Genomic DNA, 20636 nt, shown 5'->3' with positions numbered 1-20636 from the left:
GAGCACACGTTCAGGAGGAGAGATGACGACGTTCGACGTTCCCGGGGCCGGCCTCTACCACGAGGTGCGCGGCACCGGCCCGACGCTGCTGCTGATCTGTGGCGGGGTCTACGACGCGGCCGGCTACGCGGGGCTGGCCCGGGCGCTGGCCGACCGCTACACGGTGATCACGTACGACCGGCGGGGCAACTCACGCAGCCCGCTCGACGGGCCGGACGCGCCGCAGTCGCTGCCGGAGCACGCCGACGACGCGGCCGCGCTGCTCGACCACCTGGCCGACGGTCCGGCGTACGTGTTCGGCAACAGCTCGGGCGGGATCATCGGCCTCGACCTGGCCGCCCGGCGCCCGGGCCTGGTGCGGAAGCTGGTCGTGCACGAGCCACCGCTGTTCGACCTGCTGCCCGAGCACGCCGCGCACCTGGCGATGATCGACGAGGTGGAGCGGACGTTCGCCGCGGAGGGACCCGCCGCGGCCAACGCGGTGCTGCAGCGCGCCCTCGACATGGGCCCGGCCGACGAGGACGAGCGGGCGCCAGGTGGCGGCCCGGCCGAGGCGCCGGATCCCGAGACGCTGGCGATGTTCGGCCGGCTGGAGAAGAACTTCGCGTTCTTCGTCGGGTACGAGGTCCCGCCGTTCGCCCGCTACGTCCCGGACTACGCGACCCTGCGCGACGGCGCTGTGCCGATCGTGCCGGCGGCCGGCGAGGCGTCGGTGGGCCAGCCGCCGCACCGGGCCGCGTACGCCCTCGGCGAGCGGCTCGGCACGGCGACCGCGCCGGTGCCCGGCGACCACGGCGGCTTCGGCCAGCAGGTGCCGGCCTTCGCCGCCCGGCTCGACGAGCTACTCCGGGCGCAGTAGCACGGGTCCGGCGTCGATCGCGACCCGGAACACGGCGTACGGCGGCTGCCGCAGGTCCTTGCCGTCGTTGTAGCTGGGCTGCCGGTGCAGCTGGTTGGCGGTCACGTAGAGGTGGCCGTCGGTGGCCACCGACATCGTGTCGGGCCAGAGCAGCCGCGGGTCGTGCACGACGGTCTCGAACGTGCCGTCCGGGTCGCGCCGGAACACCGCGTTCTGCTCGTACGCGGTCAGGTAGATCCGCCCCGCGTCGTCGCTCTCGAGCCCGTCGGAGCAGCTGCCCTTGTCGCCCTCGTCGACCACGGTCGCGGCCACGGCGTCGTCGTCCAGCGAGCGGTCGCAGAGCGCGTCGACCGAGACGCTGTAGAGGCGCCGGGACATCAGCGGGCAGTAGAACAGCCGGCTGCCGTCCGCCGAGATGGCGATCCCGTCGCTGCCGAAGGTCAGCTGCGACGGGTCCGTGTCGCCCGGCCGGTTGAGGAAGTAGCGCCCCTCGACCACCGGCCGGGTGGCCCGCACGGACGGCGCCTTGGTGGACGGGTGGTCGTGCAGCCGGCGCCAGGACTGCCCGGTGGCGAGGTCGACCACGATGATCCCGTTGGGACCCTGGTACGCGGAGTCGGTGACGAAGGCCGTGCCCTGGTCGCCGCGGCGCAGGTCGAAGCGGACGTCGTTGAGGTAGCTCGACGGCAGGGCGACCTCGGCCGGGAACGTGATGACCTGGCAGGCGGCGTCCCGGTCCAGGTCGACGCGGACGAGCTTGGGTCCGCCGTGCCGGGTCTGCTGGAGCAGGGGCGCGCCGGTGTCGACCACCCACAGCCGGTCGAGGGGGTCGACGACCACGCACTGCACGGAGACGAAGGCGTGCGGGTCGTCGTCGGAGTCGGGTTGGTTCCACGGTTCGTTGGGGAACGGCACGCGCCGGCCGTCGCGCAGCTCGACCACGCTGGCGGCGACGTCGTCGCCCCACTTGGGATGGTTCACGAAGATCCGGCCGGTGTGCGACACCGCGACGCCGGTCGGCATCGGCGGATCGAGAGTCGCCACCAGCTCCAGGTTGCCGGTCGGTTGGTCGGTGCTGGTCATACCTGGACGCGTACCCGCGTACCGCCCGATTTATCGCCTTGGCTGTAAGGCGGATTTGGCTCTTTCTCTAACGGATGGCCCGATGTTAGGGTCACCCACCGAACGCTTGGCTACTGCGGAGGCCACCCGTGACCGACCTCGACCTACGCCTCGCCCGCCGGGCCGCGGGCAGCGGCGACGAGCTGAGCGCGATCCTCTCACTGGTCAACGCGCCCGGCCTGATCACCTTCTCCGGCGGGTTCCCGGCACACGAGATCTTCCCGGTCGAGTTCGTCCGCGACGTCGCGACCGACCGGCTCGCGGGCGGGGCGCCGGTCGCGCTGCAGTACACGCCGACCGAGGGGCTCGCCTCGTTCCGCGCGGCGCTGGCCACCTGGATCGAGGCGTCCCAGGGCGTCGCGCCGGACGCGCTGATGGTGACCAGCGGCGGCATCGAGGCGCTCCAGCTGATCTGCCGCACGCTGCTCGACCCGGGCGACCGGGTGCTGGTCGAGTCGCCCACTTACGTCGGCGCGCTGACCGCGTTCAGCGGTTTCGAGGCGCGGATCGAGTCGGTGCTGGCCGACGGGGACGGCCTCGACCCGGAGGCGCTGGCCGCGGTGCTCGCGTCCGGGCCGACGCCGAAGCTGCTCTACGTCATCCCCGACTTCCAGAACCCGACCGGCGCCTGGCTGTCCACGGAGCGCCGGCACGCCCTCGTCGCGCTGGCCCGGCGGCACGGCCTGCTGGTGGTCGAGGACGTCGCATACCGGGAGCTGAGCTTCACCGGCGAGCAGCGGCCGTCGCTGTGGTCCCTCGCGCCCGACGTCGTGGTCCAGGTGGGCACGTTCTCGAAGATCCTGTTCCCGGGGGTCCGGCTCGGCTGGGCGGCCGGTCCGCCGGCGCTGATCCCCCACCTGGTGCGGGCCAAGCAGAACTCCGACCAGTGTGCCGGCGGCCTCGGGCAGTGGCTGGCCGAGTCGTTCCTGCGCGACGGCCGGATCGATGCGCAGCTGGCCCGGGCCCGCGCGACCTACGCGCAGCGCTGGGCGGCCATGTCGGACGGGCTGGCCAAGCACCTAGGCAGCGGGTTCCGCTGGAGCCGGCCCGGCGGCGGCTTCTTCACGTGGGTGGCCGGCCCGCGCGGGCTGGACACCGCCGCCCTGCTGCCCAAGGCTCAGGAGCTGGGCGTCGCGTACGTGCCGGGCGCACCGTTCCACGCCGGCCGCGACGCGCACCACACGCTGCGGCTGGCGTTCAGCGCGACCACACCGGACGAGATCGCCGAGGGCACCCGGCGGCTCGGCCTTCTGTTGACAGGAGCAACCTCATGACCGACGCGTCGTCCCACTTCGGCAGCACGGGCGGCACGCCCACCACCCCTGGCCGGTTCGTCGACCGCACGAAGATCGACCCGCACGAGATCCTGCCAGGGCTCAACTTCCAGCCGGTGCTGGGCGAGCGGAGCCTGCTCAACTTCGTCCAGTTCGAGGCGCACGCCGAGGCGCCGCGGCACACCCACGAGGAGGAGCAGGTCGTGCTGGTCCTCGAGGGCGAGATCGAGTTCGAGGTCGACGGCGACGTGCGCGTGCTCAAGCCCGGCGACGTCGCGGTGATCCCGCCGTGGGTGCCGCACGGCGCGCGGACGACCGGCACACCCTGCCTCGAGGTCGACTTCTTCACGCCGCCCCGGGCCACGCTGCTCGACCAGGCGCGGGCGGCGGTCGAGAAGGGCGACGCGTGAAGCTCGGTCTGGGCGGCCGGCGCGCGCTGGTCACGGGCGGCAGCAAGGGCATCGGCTACGGCGTGGCCGCCGAGCTGCTGGCCGAGGGTGCGTCCGTGGCCATCTGCGCGCGTACGCCGGACGAGGTGGCGGCCGCGGTCAAGTCGCTGTCCGAAGTGGACGGCGCCGTGGTGTCCGGGCACGTCTGTGACGTGACCGACGCGGACGCGGTGGCGGCGTTGGTGTCCGACGTGGCCGCCGAGCACGGCGGCCTCGACATCCTGGTCAACAACGCGGGCGGCGCGCACCCGGGCGGCTTCGAGGACCTGACCGACGAGATCTGGAAGCGCGACCTCGACGTCAAGCTGTTCTCCCAGATCCGTTGCACCCGGGCCGCGTTGCCGCATCTGCGCCGCAGCGTGGCACCGCGGGTGGTCAACGTCAACGCGGTGTACGCCCGCTATCCCGACCCGGCGTTCTTCGCCACCTCGGTCAACCGGGCCGCGTGCCACAACCTGACCAAGGTGCTGGCGCAGCAGTACGGCCCGGAGGGCATCCTCGTCAACAGCGTCAACATCGGCTTCGTGGTGACGCCGCAGTGGGCCAACATCCGGGCGCGGCGGGCGCCGGAGCTCACCGAGGAGGAGTTCTTCGCCCGGCTGGCGGCCGAGGAGGTCCCACTGGGCCGGTTCGGCACCGTCGACGAGGTGTCCGGCCTCGTGGCGTTCCTCGCCGGCGACCGGGCCAGCTACATCACCGGTGCCTCGATCGACGTCGCCGGCGGGATGGGGAAATACAGCTAGCCGCGCTCGTTGCGCAGTTCGGCGATCAGGCCGTTGACGAAGTCCTTGCGCGGGGTCTCGGCGAGGCTGAGCAACGTCTCCGTGCGGGAGACGCCGGGGATCTGCCAGATGCCCTCGAGCAGGATCGTCCGCAGGTGCGCCTGGTCGCGCACCCGCAGCCGGGCCAGCAGGTCGATCGAGCCGGTGACCACGCTGACCTCCTCGACCTCGGGGATCGCGTGCAGCGCGCGGATGATCGCGGCCTGGTCGGTGGCGGCGATGACGGAGAGGAAGACCTGCATCGGGAAGCCGAGGGCGGCCCAGTCGATGTCGGCGCGGTAACCGCGGATGACGCCCAGCCGTTCCAGGCGGGCGATCCGGTCGCCGACCGCGGGCGGCGACATCTGCAGCTCGCGTGCGAGCCCGCGCTGGCTCGTGCGGGCATCCTGGACCAGCAGCTCGAGCAGGCGGAGGTCGATCGCGTCGAGCGCGGCCGGCGTCGCCGGTGTGCTCACCACGTCCGCGATCGCCGCCAGCGGGCTGGGTTTTTTCGGCGCGTCTTCCGTCACGCGGGAACTATAACGGTGGGGGCGTTCCGGCCAAACTGACCGTAAGGGGCTTGCCCTCATAACCGGCAAGGCCGACGTATGCGGCCCATCTGCTCGCGTTTCTCAGGAAGCGGCGGCGGGTTGGCAACTGATCGCGACAACCGGCTCAGGAAAGTTGCCCGTAAGGCATTATCTGATGTCCACTGTTCGATATAACGTGTGCGCAGTGACGCGGTCGTTACCCGGCCGCCACCGATGGGTCCCCTGCCCCGAGAGGCTCCACATGGCACTCACCGCTAGAAAGGGCTTGGTCGCCACCGCGGCCGCCCTCCTCGTGCTGGCGTTCACCCCGGGCGCCGCCGCCGCCGATCCGGATCCCCGGATCGGGCTGGGCGGTGGCTGGCTCGATGCCGAAGAGGCCGCCAGCAACATCGAACACCTGGCACATGTCGACAAGCCGGCCGGCAGCTTCGACCCGGCCAACCCGTCGAACTTCTCCTACGTCGCCTCCGACCTCGCGTTCAAGGGCAACGTCGCGTTCATGGGCGGCTACAACGGCTTCACCGTCTTCGACGTGGCGAACCCGTCCGCACCGTCCATCCTGACCACCGTGGTGTGCCCCGGCGGCCAGGGTGACGTCTCCGTCTACGGCAACCTGCTCTTCATGTCCGTCGAGGAGACGCGCGGCCGGGTCGACTGCGGCACCAACCCCGCGGTCGGCACCCGGTTCCAGGGTGTCCGGGTCTTCGACATCAGCAACGTGACCAACCCGCAGCAGGTCGCGGCCGTGCAGCTGTGCCGCGGCTCGCACACCCACTCGCTGGTCACGAAGCCCGGCGACGACGACAACGTCTACGTGTACGTGTCCGGCACCGCCGGCGTCCGCAACGACATGCCGGCGAGCTGCAACAACAACCCGGCGTCCGGCGTGGACCCGTCGCGCTGGCGGATCGACGTCATCAAGGTGCCGGTCGCCAACCCGGCCCAGGCGGCCGTCGTCAACAACCCGCGGCTGTTCGCCAACCCGGAGACCGGGGCGGTCGACGGCCTGCAGAACGCGCCGCAGACCCCGCGGCACCCGTCGGGCAGCAACTGGAGCCCGTCGCCGGTCACCGACGCCTGCCACGACATCACGTCGTACCCGGCGCTCGGGCTGGCCGCCGGCGCCTGTGAGGGCAACGGCATCCTGATCGACATCTCCGACCCGGCCAACCCGAAGCGGCTCGACGAGGTCGCCGACCCGAACTTCGCGTACTGGCACTCGGCGACGATCAACAACGACGGCACCAAGGTCATCTTCACGGACGAGTGGGGCGGTGGCACCGGTGCCCGGTGCCGCGACACCGACCTGCCGGAGTGGGGCGCCAACGCCATCTTCGACATCGTCGACGGCAAGATGGAGTTCCGCAGCTACTACAAGCTGCCGGTGCCGCAGACCGTGCAGGAGAACTGCGTCGCGCACAACGGCTCGCTGCTGCCGGTCCCGGGTCGCGACATCCTGGTCCAGGCCTGGTACCAGGGCGGTCTGTCGCTGATGGACTTCACCGACTCGACCCACCCGAAGGAGATCGCCTTCTTCGACCGCGGCCCGCTCAACCCCAACGCGCTCTCCCTCGGTGGTTTCTGGTCGGCCTACTGGCACAACGGCCAGATCTACGGCAGTGAGATCGCGCGCGGCTTCGACACCTTCGGCCTCAAGCCGAGCGCGGAGCTGAGCGCGGCGGAGATCCAGGCGGCCCGCGAGGTCGTCGTGGCGCAGACCAACCCGCAGCACCAGCAGAAGTTCACCTGGACGGCGAGCCGGGCCACCGCCCGGGCCAAGTTCGACCAGCTCGCCCGCACCTGCACCACGACGATCACCGGCGCCCGCAACGGCGCGCTCGTGGTCGACGGGGTGACCTGCCTCGACGGTGCCACCGTCCGGGGCGCGATCTCGGTGCGGCCGGGTGCCACCCTGCTGGCGATCGACTCGTCGATCAGCGGTGGGGTGTCGGCGGCGAACGCCGCGGCGGTGCACGTCTACGACAGCTCCGTCAACGGCGCGATGTCGGTGAGCGGCACGACCGGCAGCCTCGCGCTCGTCGACTCGACGTTCCGGGGTGCGGTCTCGCTCAGCGGTGCGACTACGCCGGGCTTCGCGTCCGTGGTCGCCGGCAACCAGGTGAGCGGCGTGCTCGCCTGCTCCGGCAACAACCCCGCGCCGATCAACGTCGGTGCGGCGAACGAGGTGCGCGGACTGGCCGCCGGCCAGTGCGCCGCACTGGACTGACGCCGCACGAGGCGCCCGGCTTCAGCTCCCCCCGCTGACCGGGCGCCAAGGCGGTGGCGCGCCGTCGCGGCCGCACCGCGGTCCCCGCCGGCGCGTCCCGTACCAGGGCGCTCGTCCCTGCTCCCCCCGCAGGGGCGGGCGCCCTGTTCACCTCGATTGCTCCGCCTCGGCTTGAACGGGCGTTCATCCGGTGCGTATATGGATGCAGAGCAGAACGCCGTTCAGCAAATGGGAGATGACGAGGGCTCATGCAGGTCAACCGCCGCGTCGTGATCGTGTCGCTGGTCGCCGTCGCGCTGGTCGCGGGCGCTGTCGGGATCTCGGTCGCCGCCCGGCGCGACAACCCGCCGGCCAGCACCGCCGTCGCGCCGTCGCCGGGCCGGGTGGTCCAGCCCGGCGCGCCCGGCCAGGACTCCCGCACCCTCTCCCCCGACGAGCTGGCGAAGCTCTCCGCGCCCCCGCACTCGGCGGCCGACGCCGAGTTCATGCGCAAGATGATCACGCACCACCAGCAGGCGCTGGAGCTGACCGCGCTGGTCGCCGGCCGCAGCCCGAGCCAGGACGTCCCGCAGCTCGCCAAGCGGATCGAGGTGTCGCAGAAGGACGAGATCGCCCAGCTGCAGCGGTGGCTGACCGAGCGGGGCGAGCCCCTGCCCGAGCCGCACGGGAACCACGTCGGCCACGGCGGCCTGATGCCCGGCATGCTCGACGCCACGGACCTCGACGCGCTCGCGGCGGCCACCGGCCCGGCGTTCGACAAGCTGTTCCTGCAGCTCATGATCCGCCACCACGAGGGCGCGATCACGATGGTCCAGCAGCTCTACCGCGACGGCGGCGGCGTCGAGTCGGCCGCGGACCGGGTGGCCCGTGAGGTCAACGCCGACCAGGGCATCGAGGTCCGCCGCATGAACGACATGCTCGCCAAGCGCGCCTGACCCGTCCCGGCTCCGCATCAACTTCGTCGCTTTGGGTAGCCCTTCCGGCACCCAAGGTGATAGGAGTAGATACATTCGTCGATGCGGAGGGACGGCGATGCGGGTCGAGGTGCTGTCCGACCACGCGGGGGCGCTGCTGATCGCGTCCCGCGCGCGGTTGCGCGGCGCCGGCGCCTTCCTCGCCGACCGCGAGTCCGACTACCGCGCCGCCTGGGCGCACCTGCAGGCCGCCACCCGCGCGAGATCGCTGTGGCGCCGCCTGTTCGGCGTCCCCTCGGCGGGCGAGCGCGCGGCCGCCGCGCGCACCCGCGCGAGCTGGCAGGAGGTGCTGCTCGCCGGGCAGGACCGGGCGCGGGCCAACCACCGGCTGCACCAGCGGGCCGCCGGCGTGCTGGGCGAGGACGCGCTGACCGCCGCGCTCGGCGTGCTGCCCGACGAGTGGGTGATGTTGCGGGGCTACCGCAACCGGTGCGGCGAGACCGACCACGTGCTCGTCGGGCCGCACGGCATCTGGGTGGTCGAGGTCAAGCGCCGGCGGATCCGCCTGCACGCCGTCGGCGACCAGTGGTGGTGGGAGAAGCTCGACGCCCGCGGCCACAGCGTCGGGACCGGCCAGGCGGTCGACGGCGGCGGGCGGAGCTGGGCCCGCCAGGTCAACGACGTCGCCGACGACCTCGCCGCCTGGTTGCGGCGCAACCGGCAGGACGTCCCGGTGCGCACGGCCGTGGTGCTGATGCACGACCAGGCGCAGCTCGGCCGCTGCCAGGACCCGACGGTCAGCCTGGTCGGCACGCACCCGACCCACCTGCTCGACGCGCTGGCCCGCTTCGCGACACCGCTGGCCGCCGTGGAGGTCGCCGACCTGGTCCGCCGGGACCACGCGTTCCACCAGCGGCGGCGGGACCGCCGACGGTGAAGCTCCCCGGCGGGCGGACCCACCGGGGAGCTTCCGCTCTCCCTACTGGTTGATGACGAACTGCGTGCCCGGCTCCCGGACGATGTCCCCGGTCGCCGAGTTGGTGATGGTCACGTTCGACAGCGTCGCGCTGCCCTGAGCCCCGCTCATCGCGAGGATCCCGGCGCCGTTGTTGGACCTGTCGATGCGGACGTTGGTGATCGTCGCGGTGATCCGTCCGCCGCCGGTCTTGAACTGGATGCCGTCGTAGGTCGAGTCGACGATCTCCGAGTCGCGGATGACGACGCCCGGGATCCCGGTGCTCGGCGCGAACAGCGTGATCGCCCCGAACTTCTGCGCCTCACCCCAGAACGCCCCGCCGGTGCGGTAGAGCCCGTTGTTGGCGATCGTCGTCGTGCCGCTGAACGGCACCGGCGAGTGGTCGGTCGCCAGCATGATGCCGGGGTAGTTCATCGTGTCGTACACCAGGTTGTTCTCGACGGTGTTGCCGTAGCCGCCGTAGATCGCGATGCCGTTGGCGCGCCACGGCAGTGCGATCGTGTTGTTCGTGAAGTGGTTGTCGTGCCCGATGTCGACGGACTGGTCCTTGACGTAGGTGCTCGACCAGACCGCCAGGGAATCGTCGCCGGTGGTACGGAACGACGAGTTGAACACCCGCGAGTTGCGCGTGCTGTTGGCGAAGTTGACGCCGTCGGCGTACGTGTCGCGGATCCGCATGCCGGAGAAGTCGATCCCGTCGCCCGGGTTCCAGTACGCCGGCGTGTCCGAGTAGTCGCGGCCGACCCAGGCGCCGACGTTGACGTGCTCGATCCACACGTTGCTGACCTTCGTGTTCTTGCCCAGCCGGCCGTTGATGCCGTGGCCGCGGGTGTTGCGGTTGGTCGTCATGCCGAAGATGGCCAGGTCGGAGAGCTGGACGTTGTCGTCGATGTCGAAGCCGACGTTGCCCTCGTGCGGATGGTTGATGTTGCCCTGGACGTTCTGCGGCTCGGTGTTCGTGTAGAGCTTCGTGTGCCACATGCCGGCGCCGCGGATGACGGCGTTGCGGATGCCCTTCTGGTTGAAGCCGGTCCGGGTCGGGTCCGGCGAGAGGATCTTCTGCTCCTGCCGCCATTGCCCGGCCGGGATCCAGACGCAGGAGATGACGCCGTTCTCGTCGTCGGTGACGGCCCGCTGGATCGCGGCCGAGTCGTCGACGTTGTCGTTCGGCACGGCGCCGTACGTCGTGATCGAGGTGCAGCCGGCCGGCTGGCTCAGCGCCGGCGCGACCTGCTCCAGGTCGATCAGGTCGAGGTAGTAGAACGACGCGTCGTCACCGGCGTCGCGCTGCAGCTTGAACCGGGTGCCGGCCGGGTACGACTGGGCCAGCAGCGCCTGGGACTCGTCGAAGAGCCGGCGGGCGTTGGACTGCGGCGTGTTCGACAGGCCCTCGGTGTCGTCGGTCAACCCGTAGAGCCAGCTGTTGCGCGACGAGAGCGTCAGCTTCTGCACGAACTGGTCGTTGGCGTAGAGGCTGATCGTCGCCGTGATGCCACCCCCGCCCGGCGCGTCCGGGATCGAGTTGCGCACCACGATCGAGTTGGTCGGCACGGTCGAGGTGAACTGCACGTACTGGCCCTGGCTGGACAGCCGCACCGACTTTCGGCCCGACGACTCGGTGCCGAAGTTGGTGTGCCCGAACGTGCGCAGCGCGTCGGCCTCGACCAGGGTGCCGGTGTACTGGCCGTTCTCCGCCTCGTACGACGTGAACGGCACCGCGGCGCCGCGACCCACCACGATGGACTGGGTCCGGGTGTTGTTGCCTTCGTTGGTCTCCGCGACGACGTTGGTCGCGTCCGCGGTCGCCGTGATGGTCGCGCCGCCGCTGGTCGCGGTCCAGGTGCCGCTGACCGCCACCGTCGCGGTGGCGCCCGCCGCGATGCTCGCCGTGTTGGTGTTCAGCGTCGTCGAGCCCACGGTCAGCCGGGTCACGGACGCGGCCGCGGTGCTCGTGCCGCGGTTGTTCACGCTCACGGTGAAGGAGACCGCCGCGCCGACCGCCGGGTTCGACGGGTTCGTGGTGATGCCGGTGACCTGCAGGTCGGGCCCGGGCGCCTGGGCGACCACGAGTGGGCTCGCGGCCGTGAACGTGTTGTTGGCGTTGTTCTGCTCGACGACCGTGTTGGTCGGGTCGACGACCGCGCCGACGGTGTAAGAGCCCATCGAGCGGGTGCCGGCGTTGAACGTCACGGTCGTGTTGGCGCCCGCGGCCAGCCCTGGCACGTCGGCGCTGCCGACGACCAGCCCGCCGACGGTGAAGTTGACGGTGGTCGCGCCGGCGGCCGCCGAGCCGATGTTCGCCACGGTGCCCGAGAACGTGATCGCGCTGCTCTCGTTGGGCTGCGCCGGGCTCCAGGTCACGCCGCTGACCACGAGGTCCGGGTTCGGCGCCGGGGTGCCGCAGACCTCGAACTCGGCGACCTGGCCCGACGGGGCGCCGGTGTTGGAGGTGAACCGCAGCCGCACGTCGGCCACGGTCGCCGAGACCGGGATCGCCACGACGTTGTTGCCCTGGACGAACTGGTAGTTGGCCGCCGGCACCAGGCTGGTGAACGTCGAGCCGGCCTGGTCACGACCCAGGACCTGGATGTTCTGGGTACGGGTACCCCAGGCCGCGTCCGGGTTGAGCTTGACGTTGACGCCGGTGACGACGTGGTTGGCGCCGAGCGCGACGGTCAGGTCCTGCGGGTAGGCGGCCGCGCCCTCCCAGTAGGTGCCGAGCTGGCCGTCGTTGGCCTTGTCCGGGGTGAAGGTGAACGTGGACCCGGTCGCGCTCATCGTCTTGCCGGTCGCCACGTTGGTGCAGCCCGGTGGCTGGGTGCCGGTCCGGGTGACGGTGTTGCTGTTGCCGGACAGGTTGCCGGCGTTGTCGCGGGCGCGGACGTGGTAGGAGACGGTGGCCGTCGCCGGTTGGCTGTCCTGGTAGGACGTGGCGGTGCCCGCAGTCGCGATCTGTGCGCCGTTGCGGTAGACGTTGTAGCCGGCCAGCCCGCTGCCACCGGAGTTGTCCGTCGAGGCGCCCCAGTTGAGCGTGATGGTCGTGCCGCTGACCGTGTACGACAGCGTGCCGGGCACGCTCGGCGGCGTGGTGTCGCCGGGCTGGGTGCCGGTCCGCGTGACCGTGTTGCTGTTGCCCGACAGGTTGCCGGCGTTGTCCCGGGCCCGCACGAAGTAGCCGACCGTGGCAGTGGCGGGCTGGGTGTCCTGGTAGGACGTGCCCGTGCCGGCCGTGGCGATCAGGTTGCCGTCGCGGTAGACGTTGTAGCCCGCCAGGCCGCTGCCGCCGGAGTTGTCGGTCGAGGCGCCCCAGTTGAGGGTGATCGTCGTGCCGCTCACCGTGTACGACAGCGTGCCCGGCACGCTCGGCGGCGTCGTGTCGCCGGGCTGCGTCCCCGGCCCGTACACCTCGACCTCGGAGAGCTGGCCGGCCGGCCACCCGCTGTTGGCGGTGACGGTGACCCGCACGTACCGCGTGGTGGCCTGGGTGAAGGTGATCGTGACCGAGTTGCCGGCCACCGCGGGGTTGAACGTGTAGGTCTGCGAGCCGGCCAGCGTGGTGAAGCTCGTGCCGTTGGTGCTGCCGCTGACGCTCAGCGTCTGGGTGCGGGTGCCCCAGCCCGAGGCGGGCAGCTTGAGCACGACCCGGTTGACCGGCTGGGCGCTGCCGAGGTCGACCTGGACCCACTGCGGGAACGCGTTGTTGGCGCTCTCCCAGTAGGTGCCCTGGTTGCCGTCGACGACGTTGCCGGAGCCGTAGACGTCGGCGTGGCCGCTCTCCGCGGTGGGCCGGCCCTGTGCCAGGTTGCCGCTGCCGCCCGAGCCGGCACCGTAGATCTCCAGTTCGGAGAGCTGCGCCGCGCCCCAGCCGGTGTTGGCGGAGATGCTGGCCCGCACGTACCGGATGCTGGTCGCGGTGAAGGTGATCGTCACGGCATTGCCGCTGCCCGGGTTGAACGCGTAGGAGGTGGCGGCGACGAGCGTGCTGAAGCTGCTGCCGTTGGTGCTGCCCTGCAGGGTGACCGTCTGGTTGCGGGCACCCCAGCCGCCGGGCAGCTTGAGCACGACCTGGTCGACGGCCGTGCTGGCGCCGAGGTCGATCTGCGCCCACTGCGGCAGGGCGCCGGAGCTCTCCCAGTAGCTGCCGGCGTTGCCGTCGTTGAGGTTGCCGGCGCCGAAGCCGCCGTTGGTCGAGCTGGCCGAGGCGGTCTTGCCGAGGGCGAGGTTGGGCCCGCCGGCGGCCTGCGCCGGCACCTGCCAACCCATGGTGACGAGGGCGGCCGTGAGGGCGGCGGCCGCGATCCTGGTGCGTCTCATCGCTGTCCTTTTCGCAGTGGGGACTTCTCCCCGGGCGCCCGGCGGCCGAGGAGGGGCGGAAGTCGGCACGGAGCCGGTGGAACGGCGTGGAGCGGGTGCGCTGCGCGAAAATTTCAGGGGCTTGTCGCAATCTTGCGGCAAGTTGTGCGCCAGGTTACCGACGTGCTACGGAACCCGTCAACGGGTGGACGTCAATCGATGCGAGATGTGCGGGGCCAGCGCGCGGAGGAAGTCGCCCGCGTCGAACATCCGGCCGGCGGAGGCGACGCCGGTGGCCCTGGCCCGGCCGTCGAGGAGCCGCTGGACCGCCTCGACCGCGAGCGGCGCGCTGACGGCGTAGATGTCCCGGCCCTGTGCGGTGACCCGGCGTTCCTCGCCGCCCCGGCGGACGCGGACGTCCACCGTGAACGTTTCGGCCGGGCGGCCCGGGCCGGCCTCGTGCCCACCGGCTAGGTCCTCGGCCGCCTCGGTCGTCATGTAGGTGCGGACCTCGGGGATGGCCAGGTGACTCGGCACGGTGACGATGTCGGCCATCGCGAAGTCGCCGAGGACGGTCCGGTTGCCGAGCGGTTCGGGAAAGTCCCATTCCACCACCGGCAGGTCGGTACGGGTGTAGTACTCCAGCCGTCCGTGGGTGAACCGCACCCGCTTGCCGGCCCGCCGCTCGTGGGAGACAGCGCCGGCGGCGAGGGTCCCGGCCGTGGGATGCCAGCTGCTCAGGCCGTAAGCGACGTGTGCCTCGTCGGCGGTCGGCCAGTCGCCCAGCGCGGCGGTCACGAGCAGGTCGCCGAGCCCGCCGAAGAAGGCCATCGCCGGGACGACCGGGGTCCGGGAGCGGTCCGCGAACTGCCGGAACGTGTCGGCGTTGGCCTCGATCTCGGCGGCGACGTCGACGTACGGGATGCCGGCGCGCAGCGCGGCCTCGATGAGCGGTGCCGCGGTCGTCGCGAACGGGCCGGCGCAGTTGATGACCGCGGCCGCACCGGCCAGCGCCCGGTCGAGCGAGATCGGATCGTCGACGGACGCGACCACATGGTCGGCTCCGGTCCCGCGCAGCCGCTCCTCGTCGCGACCCAGCGCGAGCGGGACCAGCCCGCGCTCCTTCAGCTCCGCCAGCACGAACCGGCCGGTGTGCCCGTAGGCACCGAACACCGCGATTGTCGTCATGAGGAGATCTTCACGGCGGCCGGCGGGCCGGGACAGTGGCTGGAACGCCGTCCCCCGTACAGTTTCGGACATGACCACGATCGCCCTGGCCGCCACCGACGGGATGTTGCACTTCGAGCTCGCGATGGCCTGCGAGATCTTCGTCCGCGGACCCGTCGGGCCTGGCCGACCCGTGGTACGACCTCGTGGTCTGCGGCGACGGCCCGGTTCGGGCGGGCCGGTTCCGGATCGAGCCCGACGCGGGCCTGGACCGCCTCGCCCGCGCCGAGACGGTGATCGTCCCGTCGGTCGCGGACGTCGACGCGCCCGTGCCGCCGGCCCTGCTCGACGCGGTCCGGACGGCCCACGCGGCCGGCGCCCGGCTGGTCTCGCTCTGCACGGGGGCGTTCGTCCTGGCCGCCGCCGGCGTGCTGGACGGGCTGAGCGCGACCACGCACTGGGCGCACACCGACGTGCTGGCGGCCCGTTACCCGAACGTGCGGGTCGACCCCGACGTGCTCTACGTCGACAACGGCAACGTGCTCGCCTCCGCCGGCAAGGCCGCGGCGATCGACCTGTGCCTGCACCTGATCCGCCGCGACCACGGCTCGACGGTCGCCAACGCCGTCGCCCGGCGGCTGGTCGTGCCGCCCCACCGCGCCGGCGGCCAGGCCCAGTTCGTCAGCACGCCGGTGCCGGACCGCGCCGACCATCCGCTGGCCGCCCTGCTGCCGTGGGCGATGGCCCGGCTCGACCAGCCGCTGACGGTCGAGGACCTGGCCCGGCAGGCCAACATGAGCTCGCGCAATCTCGCGCGCCAGTTCCGTTCGGCGACGGGGACGACACCGCTGCACTGGCTGTCGACGCAACGGATCCGCCGGGCGCAGGAGCTGCTGGAGAACACCGACCAGAGCGTCGACGTGATCGCCGAGGCGGCCGGGATGGGCACCGCGACGACGCTGCGCCGCCACTTCCACCGCACGCTCGGGGTGGCGCCGGACACCTACCGTCGGACCTTCCGCGGCGCCTGACGGGCTGCGGCACGGTCGCGCGGGCCGCCCCCTCGTGGACGTTCCCGCCGGCGTCCTCGCCGTTTCCCCGGTCGCCCCGGTCCGCACGACCGCGCCGGCCGCTTCGGGTGTGTACGCTGTCCACATCCGCAATGTTGACACCGTACACCAGTGCTCGGGAGGGTTCCAGGGGTGTCGTACCACCACGGCGACCTGCGGACGGCGCTGATCGAGGCGGGCCTGCGCGCGGCCCGGTCCGGCGGGGCGGCCGCGCTCGGCATGCGGGAGCTGACCCGGGCGGTCGGCGTGACGCCGAACGCCGCCTACCGGCACTTCGCCGACCGCAACGCGCTGGTGCTGGCGGTCGCGGTCGAGGCGCAGGACCTGGTGGCGCACGCCATGCACGACCGGATAGCCGCGATCAGCCCGGACGCCTCCCCCGCACAGGCCGCCGTCGACCGGCTGCGCGCGGTCGGCCTCGGCTACATCCACTTCGCCCGCACGGAACGCGGCTGGTTCGAGCTGGCGTTCCTGACCCAGGAGGCGGGGCCGGTGGCGACCACGGTCCCGCCGCCGTACCAGCTGTTGGTCGACGCGCTGGACGGCCTCGTCGCGACCGGCGTGCTGACCGCGCGGCAACGCGAGGGCGCCGAGTGGCCGTGCTGGTCGACCGTGCACGGCTTCGCCGACCTGGCCACCCGAGGCCCGCTGCAACACCAGGACCCACGCGCGGTGGACGCCCAGGCCGCCCGCGTGGTCGACACCGTCATCCGCGGCCTGGGCGTACCCACCGAACTTCTCACCCCGGAGGCACCGACCATGCTGGACGCCACCTTCACCGCGCCGATCAGCGTCGACGGCGCGTTTCCCACCTACATCGAGCTGCCGGGCTCACACGAGCTGCTTGGCACCCGCAAGCCGGTCAAGGTCAGCGGCACGATCGACGGCCACCCGTTCGACGCGACGCTGATGCCCTCCGGCCAGGGCCCGCACTGGCTGCCGGTGCGGGCCGCCCTCAGGAAGACCGTCGGCAAGGAGGCCGGCGAGCAGGTCACCGTCCGGCTCACCGCCCGCCGCTGAACCCCGCTCCCACCGGGACGCGTTCGGCCGGCTCGGCCAGCTTCTCGCGGAGCTGCTCGCCCTCGATGTCCACATTGGGCAACGCCCGGTCCAGCCAGCGCGGCAGCCACCAGGCCGCCCGGCCGAGCAGCGACATCACCGCGGGCACGATGGTCATCCGCACCACGAACGCGTCGATCGCGACGCCCAGCGCCAGGGCGAAACCGATCGACTTGATGATCGGGTCGTCGATCAGCACGAAGCCGGCGAACACGCTCGTCATGATCAGTGCGGCGGCGGTGACCACCCGGGCGCCGTGGCCCATGCCGGAGATCGTCGCCTGCTGTGCGTCGGCGCCGTGCACGTGGTCCTCGCGCATGCGGGACACCAGGAACACCTCGTAGTCCATGGCGAGCCCGAACAGGATGCCCACCAGCAGGATCGGCAGGAAGCTGATCAGCGGGCCGGGCGTGCCGATGCCCAGCAGGCCGGCCAGGTGGCCCTCCTGGAAGATCCAGACGGTGATGCCGAACGTGGCGCCGACCGTCAGCAGGAAGCCCAGCGCGGCCTTGATCGGCACGAGGACGGAGCGGAAGACCAGCATCAGCAGGAGTACGGAGAGCCCGACGACGATCAGCAGATAGATCGGCAGTGCGTCGGCGAGCTTCTCCGACACGTCGACACCGACGGCGGTCTGCCCGGTCACCGCGACGTCGCCGAGGCCGTGCGTCTTCGCGCGGACGTCGTGCACCAGCGTCTCGGTGCTCGCGGCGGTCGGGCCCTCCTTCGGGATGATGCCGAGCAGGGCGGTGCGCTGGTCGCCGCTGAGCGTCGGCGGCGTGACGGCGACCAGGTTGGGCGTGCCCTCCAGCGCCGGCCCGACCTGCTGCACCACCGCGGCCGTCCGCTCGGCCGAGTCGCTGGATACGACCAAGGTGATGCGGCCGTTGAAGCCCGGGCCGAAGCCTTCGGCGACGAGGTCGGCGGCCACCCGGGCGGGCGTACCCTCGGGACCCGATCCGGCGTCCGGAAGCGCGAGCCGCATGTCGGCGGCGGGCAGCGCCAACGCGCCGAGGCCGACGATCCCGACCAGGAGCACGGGGACGCGGGCGCGGGTCATCAGCCGGGCCCACCGGAAGCCGAAGCCCTCGCGGTGCTGCCGCGGGCCGGCGCCACGCTGCTTGCGGGGCAGCACCTTGCGCCCGGCGAACCCGAGCAGCGCCGGCAGCAGCGTGATGGCGACCAGCACCGCGACCGCCACGGTGCCGGCGGCGGCCAGGCCCATCGCGCTAAGGAACGGGATGCCGACGACCGCCAGCCCGGCCAGCGCGATGACCACCGTGACGCCGGCGAACACCACCGCGGAGCCGGCCGTGCCGACCGCGCGCGCCGCCGCCTCCTCGGGCTCGAGACCCTCGCCGAGGTGCTGGCGGTGGCGGGACGTGATGAACAGCGAGTAGTCGATGCCGACCGCGAGGCCGAGCATCAGCGCCAGCACCGGGGTCACGTCGGTCAGCGAGACGACGCTGCTCAGCGCGTAGAGGCCGGCCATGCCGGCGCCCACGCCGATCAGCGCGTTGAGCATGGTCATGCCGGCCGCGACCAGCGACCCGAACGTCACGAGCAGCACGACCAGCGCGATCACGACGCCGATGCCCTCGGTGCCGCCGACCTCTGGCGGCGAGTTCATCACCTCACCGCCGTGCCCGACCCGCAGCCCGGCAGCCTCGGCACGGGCGCCGGTCTCCTCGTACGCGGTGCGCTGTTGCTCGGTCAGCTCGTCGGCGCGGCCGGCGAACTGCACCTGGACCAGCGCGTACCGCGTGTCCTCGGAAATGGCCTTGGCCTGGAAGGGGTCGACCGCGCCGACCACGCCGGGCAGCCGGCCCGCCTCACCGACCAGGTCCTTGACCGCGGCGGTCAGCGGTGGGTCGGTGAGCGTGCTCCCCTCGGGCGCCGCGACCACGATCAGCCCGACGGCGCCGCTGCCCTCCGGGAACTCCTGCTTGAGCGAGTCGATGGCCCGCTGGGACTCGGTGCCCGGCATGGTGAAGTTGCTCGACGTCGGCCCCTTGAAGGCCAGCGCGGCACCACCGAGCCCGGCCAGCAGCACGAGCCAGAGCACGACCACCAGCCGGCGGCGGCGGAACGAGGCGCGGCCGAGCCGGTAGAGCAGCGTAGCCATGTCAGTCCTTCCCGGGGAGGAGGGCGCGGCGGGCGACGGCGACCAGGGCCGGACGCAGCTCCACCTCGTCGCGCTTGTCGTCGATGACCACGGCGGCGATGCCGGCGAGCAGCACCTTGGCGGCGGTCTGGTCGGCGGGGTCGGCCGAACGCCCGGCGAACCCGGCCACGAGGGCGTCGGTCAGCTCGCGGACGCGGTTGAACGCGGGCTCCTGCAGGAACTGCGGAGTCACGTCGTAGATGAGGGCGACCTCGAACCGGTAACGCAGCACGAGGTCGATGAAGCCGTCGATGGCCGCCTCACGGACGCCCCGGTCGTCGACGCCGGCGAGCCGGGCGACGAGGTCGATGAGGGACTGCCGGGCGGGCTCGACGAGGGCGAGCAGGATCGCGTCCTTGTGTGCGAAGTGGTAGAGGAGCGTCGCCTTGGAGCAACCCACCTCGGCGGCGATGTCGTGCAGCGATGTGCCTTTGAAGCCGTAGCGGGTAAAGAGCTCCGCGGCGACGCGCAGGATCTCGTCACGCGTGCGGATGCGAACCACGCATTCATTGTTCCTGACCGCTCGGTCAGATTCTGACCGAGCGGTCAGGTTCGTGGCTCAGGTCACACGTGTGAGTGACCCAGCAGCTCGCGGGCGACGATCGCCGCGTGCGAGTTGGCACCGCCGCGCACCGCGACCGCGCCGACCAGGCCCGAGCCGAGGTGCTCGATCAGGTCGGCCGGGCCGAGCTCGGCGGCGACCAGGACGAAGCGGTCCGTGGGTGCGTTGCGGCCGTTGTCGCCGTAGGCCAGGCGTTCCACCACCCGGCGGCCGATCTGGCGCACGTCGGCGGCCCGCTGGCGCAGCGCTTCGTCGGCCAGCGAGTCGAGCACGGTGGCGTAGCCCTCGACGGCGTCGCGTACCGCCACCAGCGGCTGCTCGGCGCCGGCCGCCTGTTTGGCCGACTCGACGAGGTCCGGGTCGGCCGCGATCAACGCGCCGACCGCGACGATGTCGGCCGCCGCCGTGCGACCCTGCGCCCGCACCCGTTCCGCGACCCGCTCGAGGTCCGCGGCGACCGCGGCGAACGCGGCCTCCACCTCGGCCGGGCCGATGTGGACGGTGCGTGCGGGGACCGGACGGTCCGCGCGCCACGAACCGGCGACGGCAGCGCCCGGCGCGACCCCCTGACCGGTCCACCGGTGCGCGACCGACGTCACGTCGCCTCGCCGGCGGCCACCGTGGCCAGCGCCCGCAGGATCAGCACCGTGGACGCCGCGCCCGGGTCCTGGTGACCGATGGTCCGCTCGCCGAGGTAGCTGGCCCGGCCCTTGCGGGCCAGCATCGGCACGGTCTCCTGCAGCCCGCGCTCGGCCGCCTCCGCCGCGGCCCGGGTGGCGCCGGCGATGTCGGCACCACCCTCGACGGCGACCTGGTAGGCGGTGACCGCCGGCCCCAGCGCGTCCAGCATGGTCTTGTCGCCCTCGTGGGCGGCGCCGAGCTGCTGGATCCCGTTGAAGGCGGCCTCCAGCGCGGAGCCCAGCTTGGCCGCGTCGGCCTCGGTGACGTCGGCCAGCGACTTGCCGGCCTGGCGGAACGCCGTGCCGTAGAGCGGGCCCGACGCACCGCCGGTCTTGCTGATCAGCGCCCGGCCGACCGTCTGCAGCACCGCGCCCGGCGTCTCGGCCTCGGCCTTGTCGAGCATCTCGTCCGCCGCCTGGAAGCCGCGGCGCAGGTTGATGCCGTGGTCACCGTCGCCGATCGCCGCGTCGAGTGTCGTTCGGCCTGCGCCGCCGGGTCGCGGTGGCC

16 protein-coding genes and 1 pseudogene are annotated in these 20636 nt (G+C 72.2%); 9 read left to right on the top strand and 8 right to left on the bottom strand.

Annotated features, from left to right (window positions below; genetic code table 11):
• Positions 1 to 22: 22 nt before the first annotated feature.
• Positions 23 to 859, top strand: coding sequence for an alpha/beta hydrolase (locus tag AB0H87_RS03375; protein WP_360138834.1), 837 nt, complete (start codon positions 23 to 25; stop codon positions 857 to 859).
• Here the strand turns inward: AB0H87_RS03375 and AB0H87_RS03370 are convergent.
• Positions 842 to 1942, bottom strand: coding sequence for an L-dopachrome tautomerase-related protein (locus AB0H87_RS03370; protein WP_360138831.1), 1101 nt, complete (start codon positions 1940 to 1942; stop codon positions 842 to 844). The two genes, AB0H87_RS03375 and AB0H87_RS03370, sit on opposite strands and share 18 nt — an antisense overlap.
• Before the next feature lie 128 nt (positions 1943 to 2070).
• Here AB0H87_RS03370 and AB0H87_RS03365 point away from each other — a divergent pair, with 128 nt between their 5' ends.
• From AB0H87_RS03365 to AB0H87_RS03355, 3 genes are read left to right on the top strand one after another with little or no spacing between them, the layout of a single operon-like run.
• Positions 2071 to 3255, top strand: coding sequence for a PLP-dependent aminotransferase family protein (locus AB0H87_RS03365; RefSeq protein WP_360138828.1), 1185 nt, complete (start codon positions 2071 to 2073; stop codon positions 3253 to 3255).
• The gene (locus tag AB0H87_RS03360) at positions 3252 to 3665 is read left to right on the top strand and encodes a cupin domain-containing protein (RefSeq protein ID WP_360138825.1); all 414 of its coding nucleotides are present in this window, start codon (positions 3252 to 3254) and stop codon (positions 3663 to 3665) included. Before AB0H87_RS03365 ends, AB0H87_RS03360 begins: the two co-directional genes overlap by 4 nt.
• Positions 3662 to 4447, top strand: coding sequence for an SDR family oxidoreductase (locus tag AB0H87_RS03355; RefSeq protein WP_360138822.1), 786 nt, complete (start codon positions 3662 to 3664; stop codon positions 4445 to 4447). Before AB0H87_RS03360 ends, AB0H87_RS03355 begins: the two co-directional genes overlap by 4 nt.
• Here the strand turns inward: AB0H87_RS03355 and AB0H87_RS03350 are convergent.
• The gene (locus AB0H87_RS03350; RefSeq protein ID WP_360138819.1) at positions 4444 to 4995 is read right to left on the bottom strand and encodes an Lrp/AsnC family transcriptional regulator; all 552 of its coding nucleotides are present in this window, start codon (positions 4993 to 4995) and stop codon (positions 4444 to 4446) included. The genes AB0H87_RS03355 and AB0H87_RS03350 overlap by 4 nt on opposite strands.
• A gap of 262 nt (positions 4996 to 5257) precedes the next feature.
• On the opposite strand from AB0H87_RS03350, the gene AB0H87_RS03345 reads away from it, so the two are divergent.
• The 3 genes from AB0H87_RS03345 (at position 5258) to AB0H87_RS03335 (ending at position 9094) form a co-directional block, all read left to right on the top strand.
• Entirely contained in the window at positions 5258 to 7243 is a 1986-nt protein-coding gene (locus tag AB0H87_RS03345) for a hypothetical protein (protein WP_360138816.1), read from the top strand.
• Positions 7244 to 7491: 248 nt separating this feature from the next.
• Positions 7492 to 8178: a DUF305 domain-containing protein gene (locus AB0H87_RS03340; protein ID WP_360138813.1), complete on the top strand. Its 687-nt coding sequence runs from the start codon at positions 7492 to 7494 to the stop codon at positions 8176 to 8178.
• Positions 8179 to 8275: 97 nt separating this feature from the next.
• Positions 8276 to 9094, top strand: a complete 819-nt coding sequence (locus tag AB0H87_RS03335) for a nuclease-related domain-containing protein (protein WP_360138810.1) — start codon at positions 8276 to 8278, stop codon at positions 9092 to 9094.
• A gap of 42 nt (positions 9095 to 9136) precedes the next feature.
• Here AB0H87_RS03335 and AB0H87_RS03330 read toward each other — a convergent pair whose 3' ends face one another.
• Complete coding sequence (locus tag AB0H87_RS03330; protein ID WP_360138807.1) at positions 9137 to 13447, bottom strand: discoidin domain-containing protein; 4311 nt, start codon at positions 13445 to 13447, stop codon at positions 9137 to 9139.
• 177 nt (positions 13448 to 13624) lie between these two features.
• On the bottom strand, positions 13625 to 14614 hold the full coding sequence (locus tag AB0H87_RS03325; RefSeq protein WP_360138804.1) for an NAD(P)H-binding protein: 990 nt from the start codon (positions 14612 to 14614) through the stop codon (positions 13625 to 13627).
• Positions 14615 to 14684: 70 nt separating this feature from the next.
• Between AB0H87_RS03325 and AB0H87_RS03320 the strand changes: the two are divergent.
• Positions 14685 to 15624 (top strand): annotated as a pseudogene (locus tag AB0H87_RS03320) (helix-turn-helix domain-containing protein).
• 171 nt (positions 15625 to 15795) lie between these two features.
• The gene (locus AB0H87_RS03315; protein WP_360138801.1) at positions 15796 to 16683 is read left to right on the top strand and encodes a DUF1905 domain-containing protein; all 888 of its coding nucleotides are present in this window, start codon (positions 15796 to 15798) and stop codon (positions 16681 to 16683) included.
• Here AB0H87_RS03315 and AB0H87_RS03310 read toward each other — a convergent pair.
• The 4 genes from AB0H87_RS03310 to dhaL form a co-directional block, all read right to left on the bottom strand.
• On the bottom strand, positions 16667 to 18847 hold the full coding sequence (locus AB0H87_RS03310) for an MMPL family transporter (RefSeq protein WP_360138798.1): 2181 nt from the start codon (positions 18845 to 18847) through the stop codon (positions 16667 to 16669). The genes AB0H87_RS03315 and AB0H87_RS03310 overlap by 17 nt on opposite strands.
• Before the next feature lies 1 nt (position 18848).
• On the bottom strand, positions 18849 to 19388 hold the full coding sequence (locus AB0H87_RS03305; protein ID WP_360138795.1) for a TetR/AcrR family transcriptional regulator: 540 nt from the start codon (positions 19386 to 19388) through the stop codon (positions 18849 to 18851).
• Between the two features lie 62 nt (positions 19389 to 19450).
• Entirely contained in the window at positions 19451 to 20047 is a 597-nt protein-coding gene (locus AB0H87_RS03300; RefSeq protein ID WP_360138792.1) for a phosphoenolpyruvate-utilizing N-terminal domain-containing protein, read from the bottom strand.
• Positions 20044 to 20636 (bottom strand): dihydroxyacetone kinase subunit DhaL (gene dhaL / locus AB0H87_RS03295; RefSeq protein WP_360138789.1); only part of this gene is annotated, 593 nt, incomplete at its 5' end. The genes AB0H87_RS03300 and dhaL, both read right to left, overlap by 4 nt.

Origin of the sequence: Asanoa sp. NPDC050611, from assembly GCF_040654855.1 — a bacterium.
Taxonomy (GTDB): domain Bacteria; phylum Actinomycetota; class Actinomycetes; order Mycobacteriales; family Micromonosporaceae; genus Asanoa.
The sequence above is the reverse complement of the archived record's forward strand: the minus strand, read 5'-3'. Positions and strand labels throughout refer to the sequence as shown.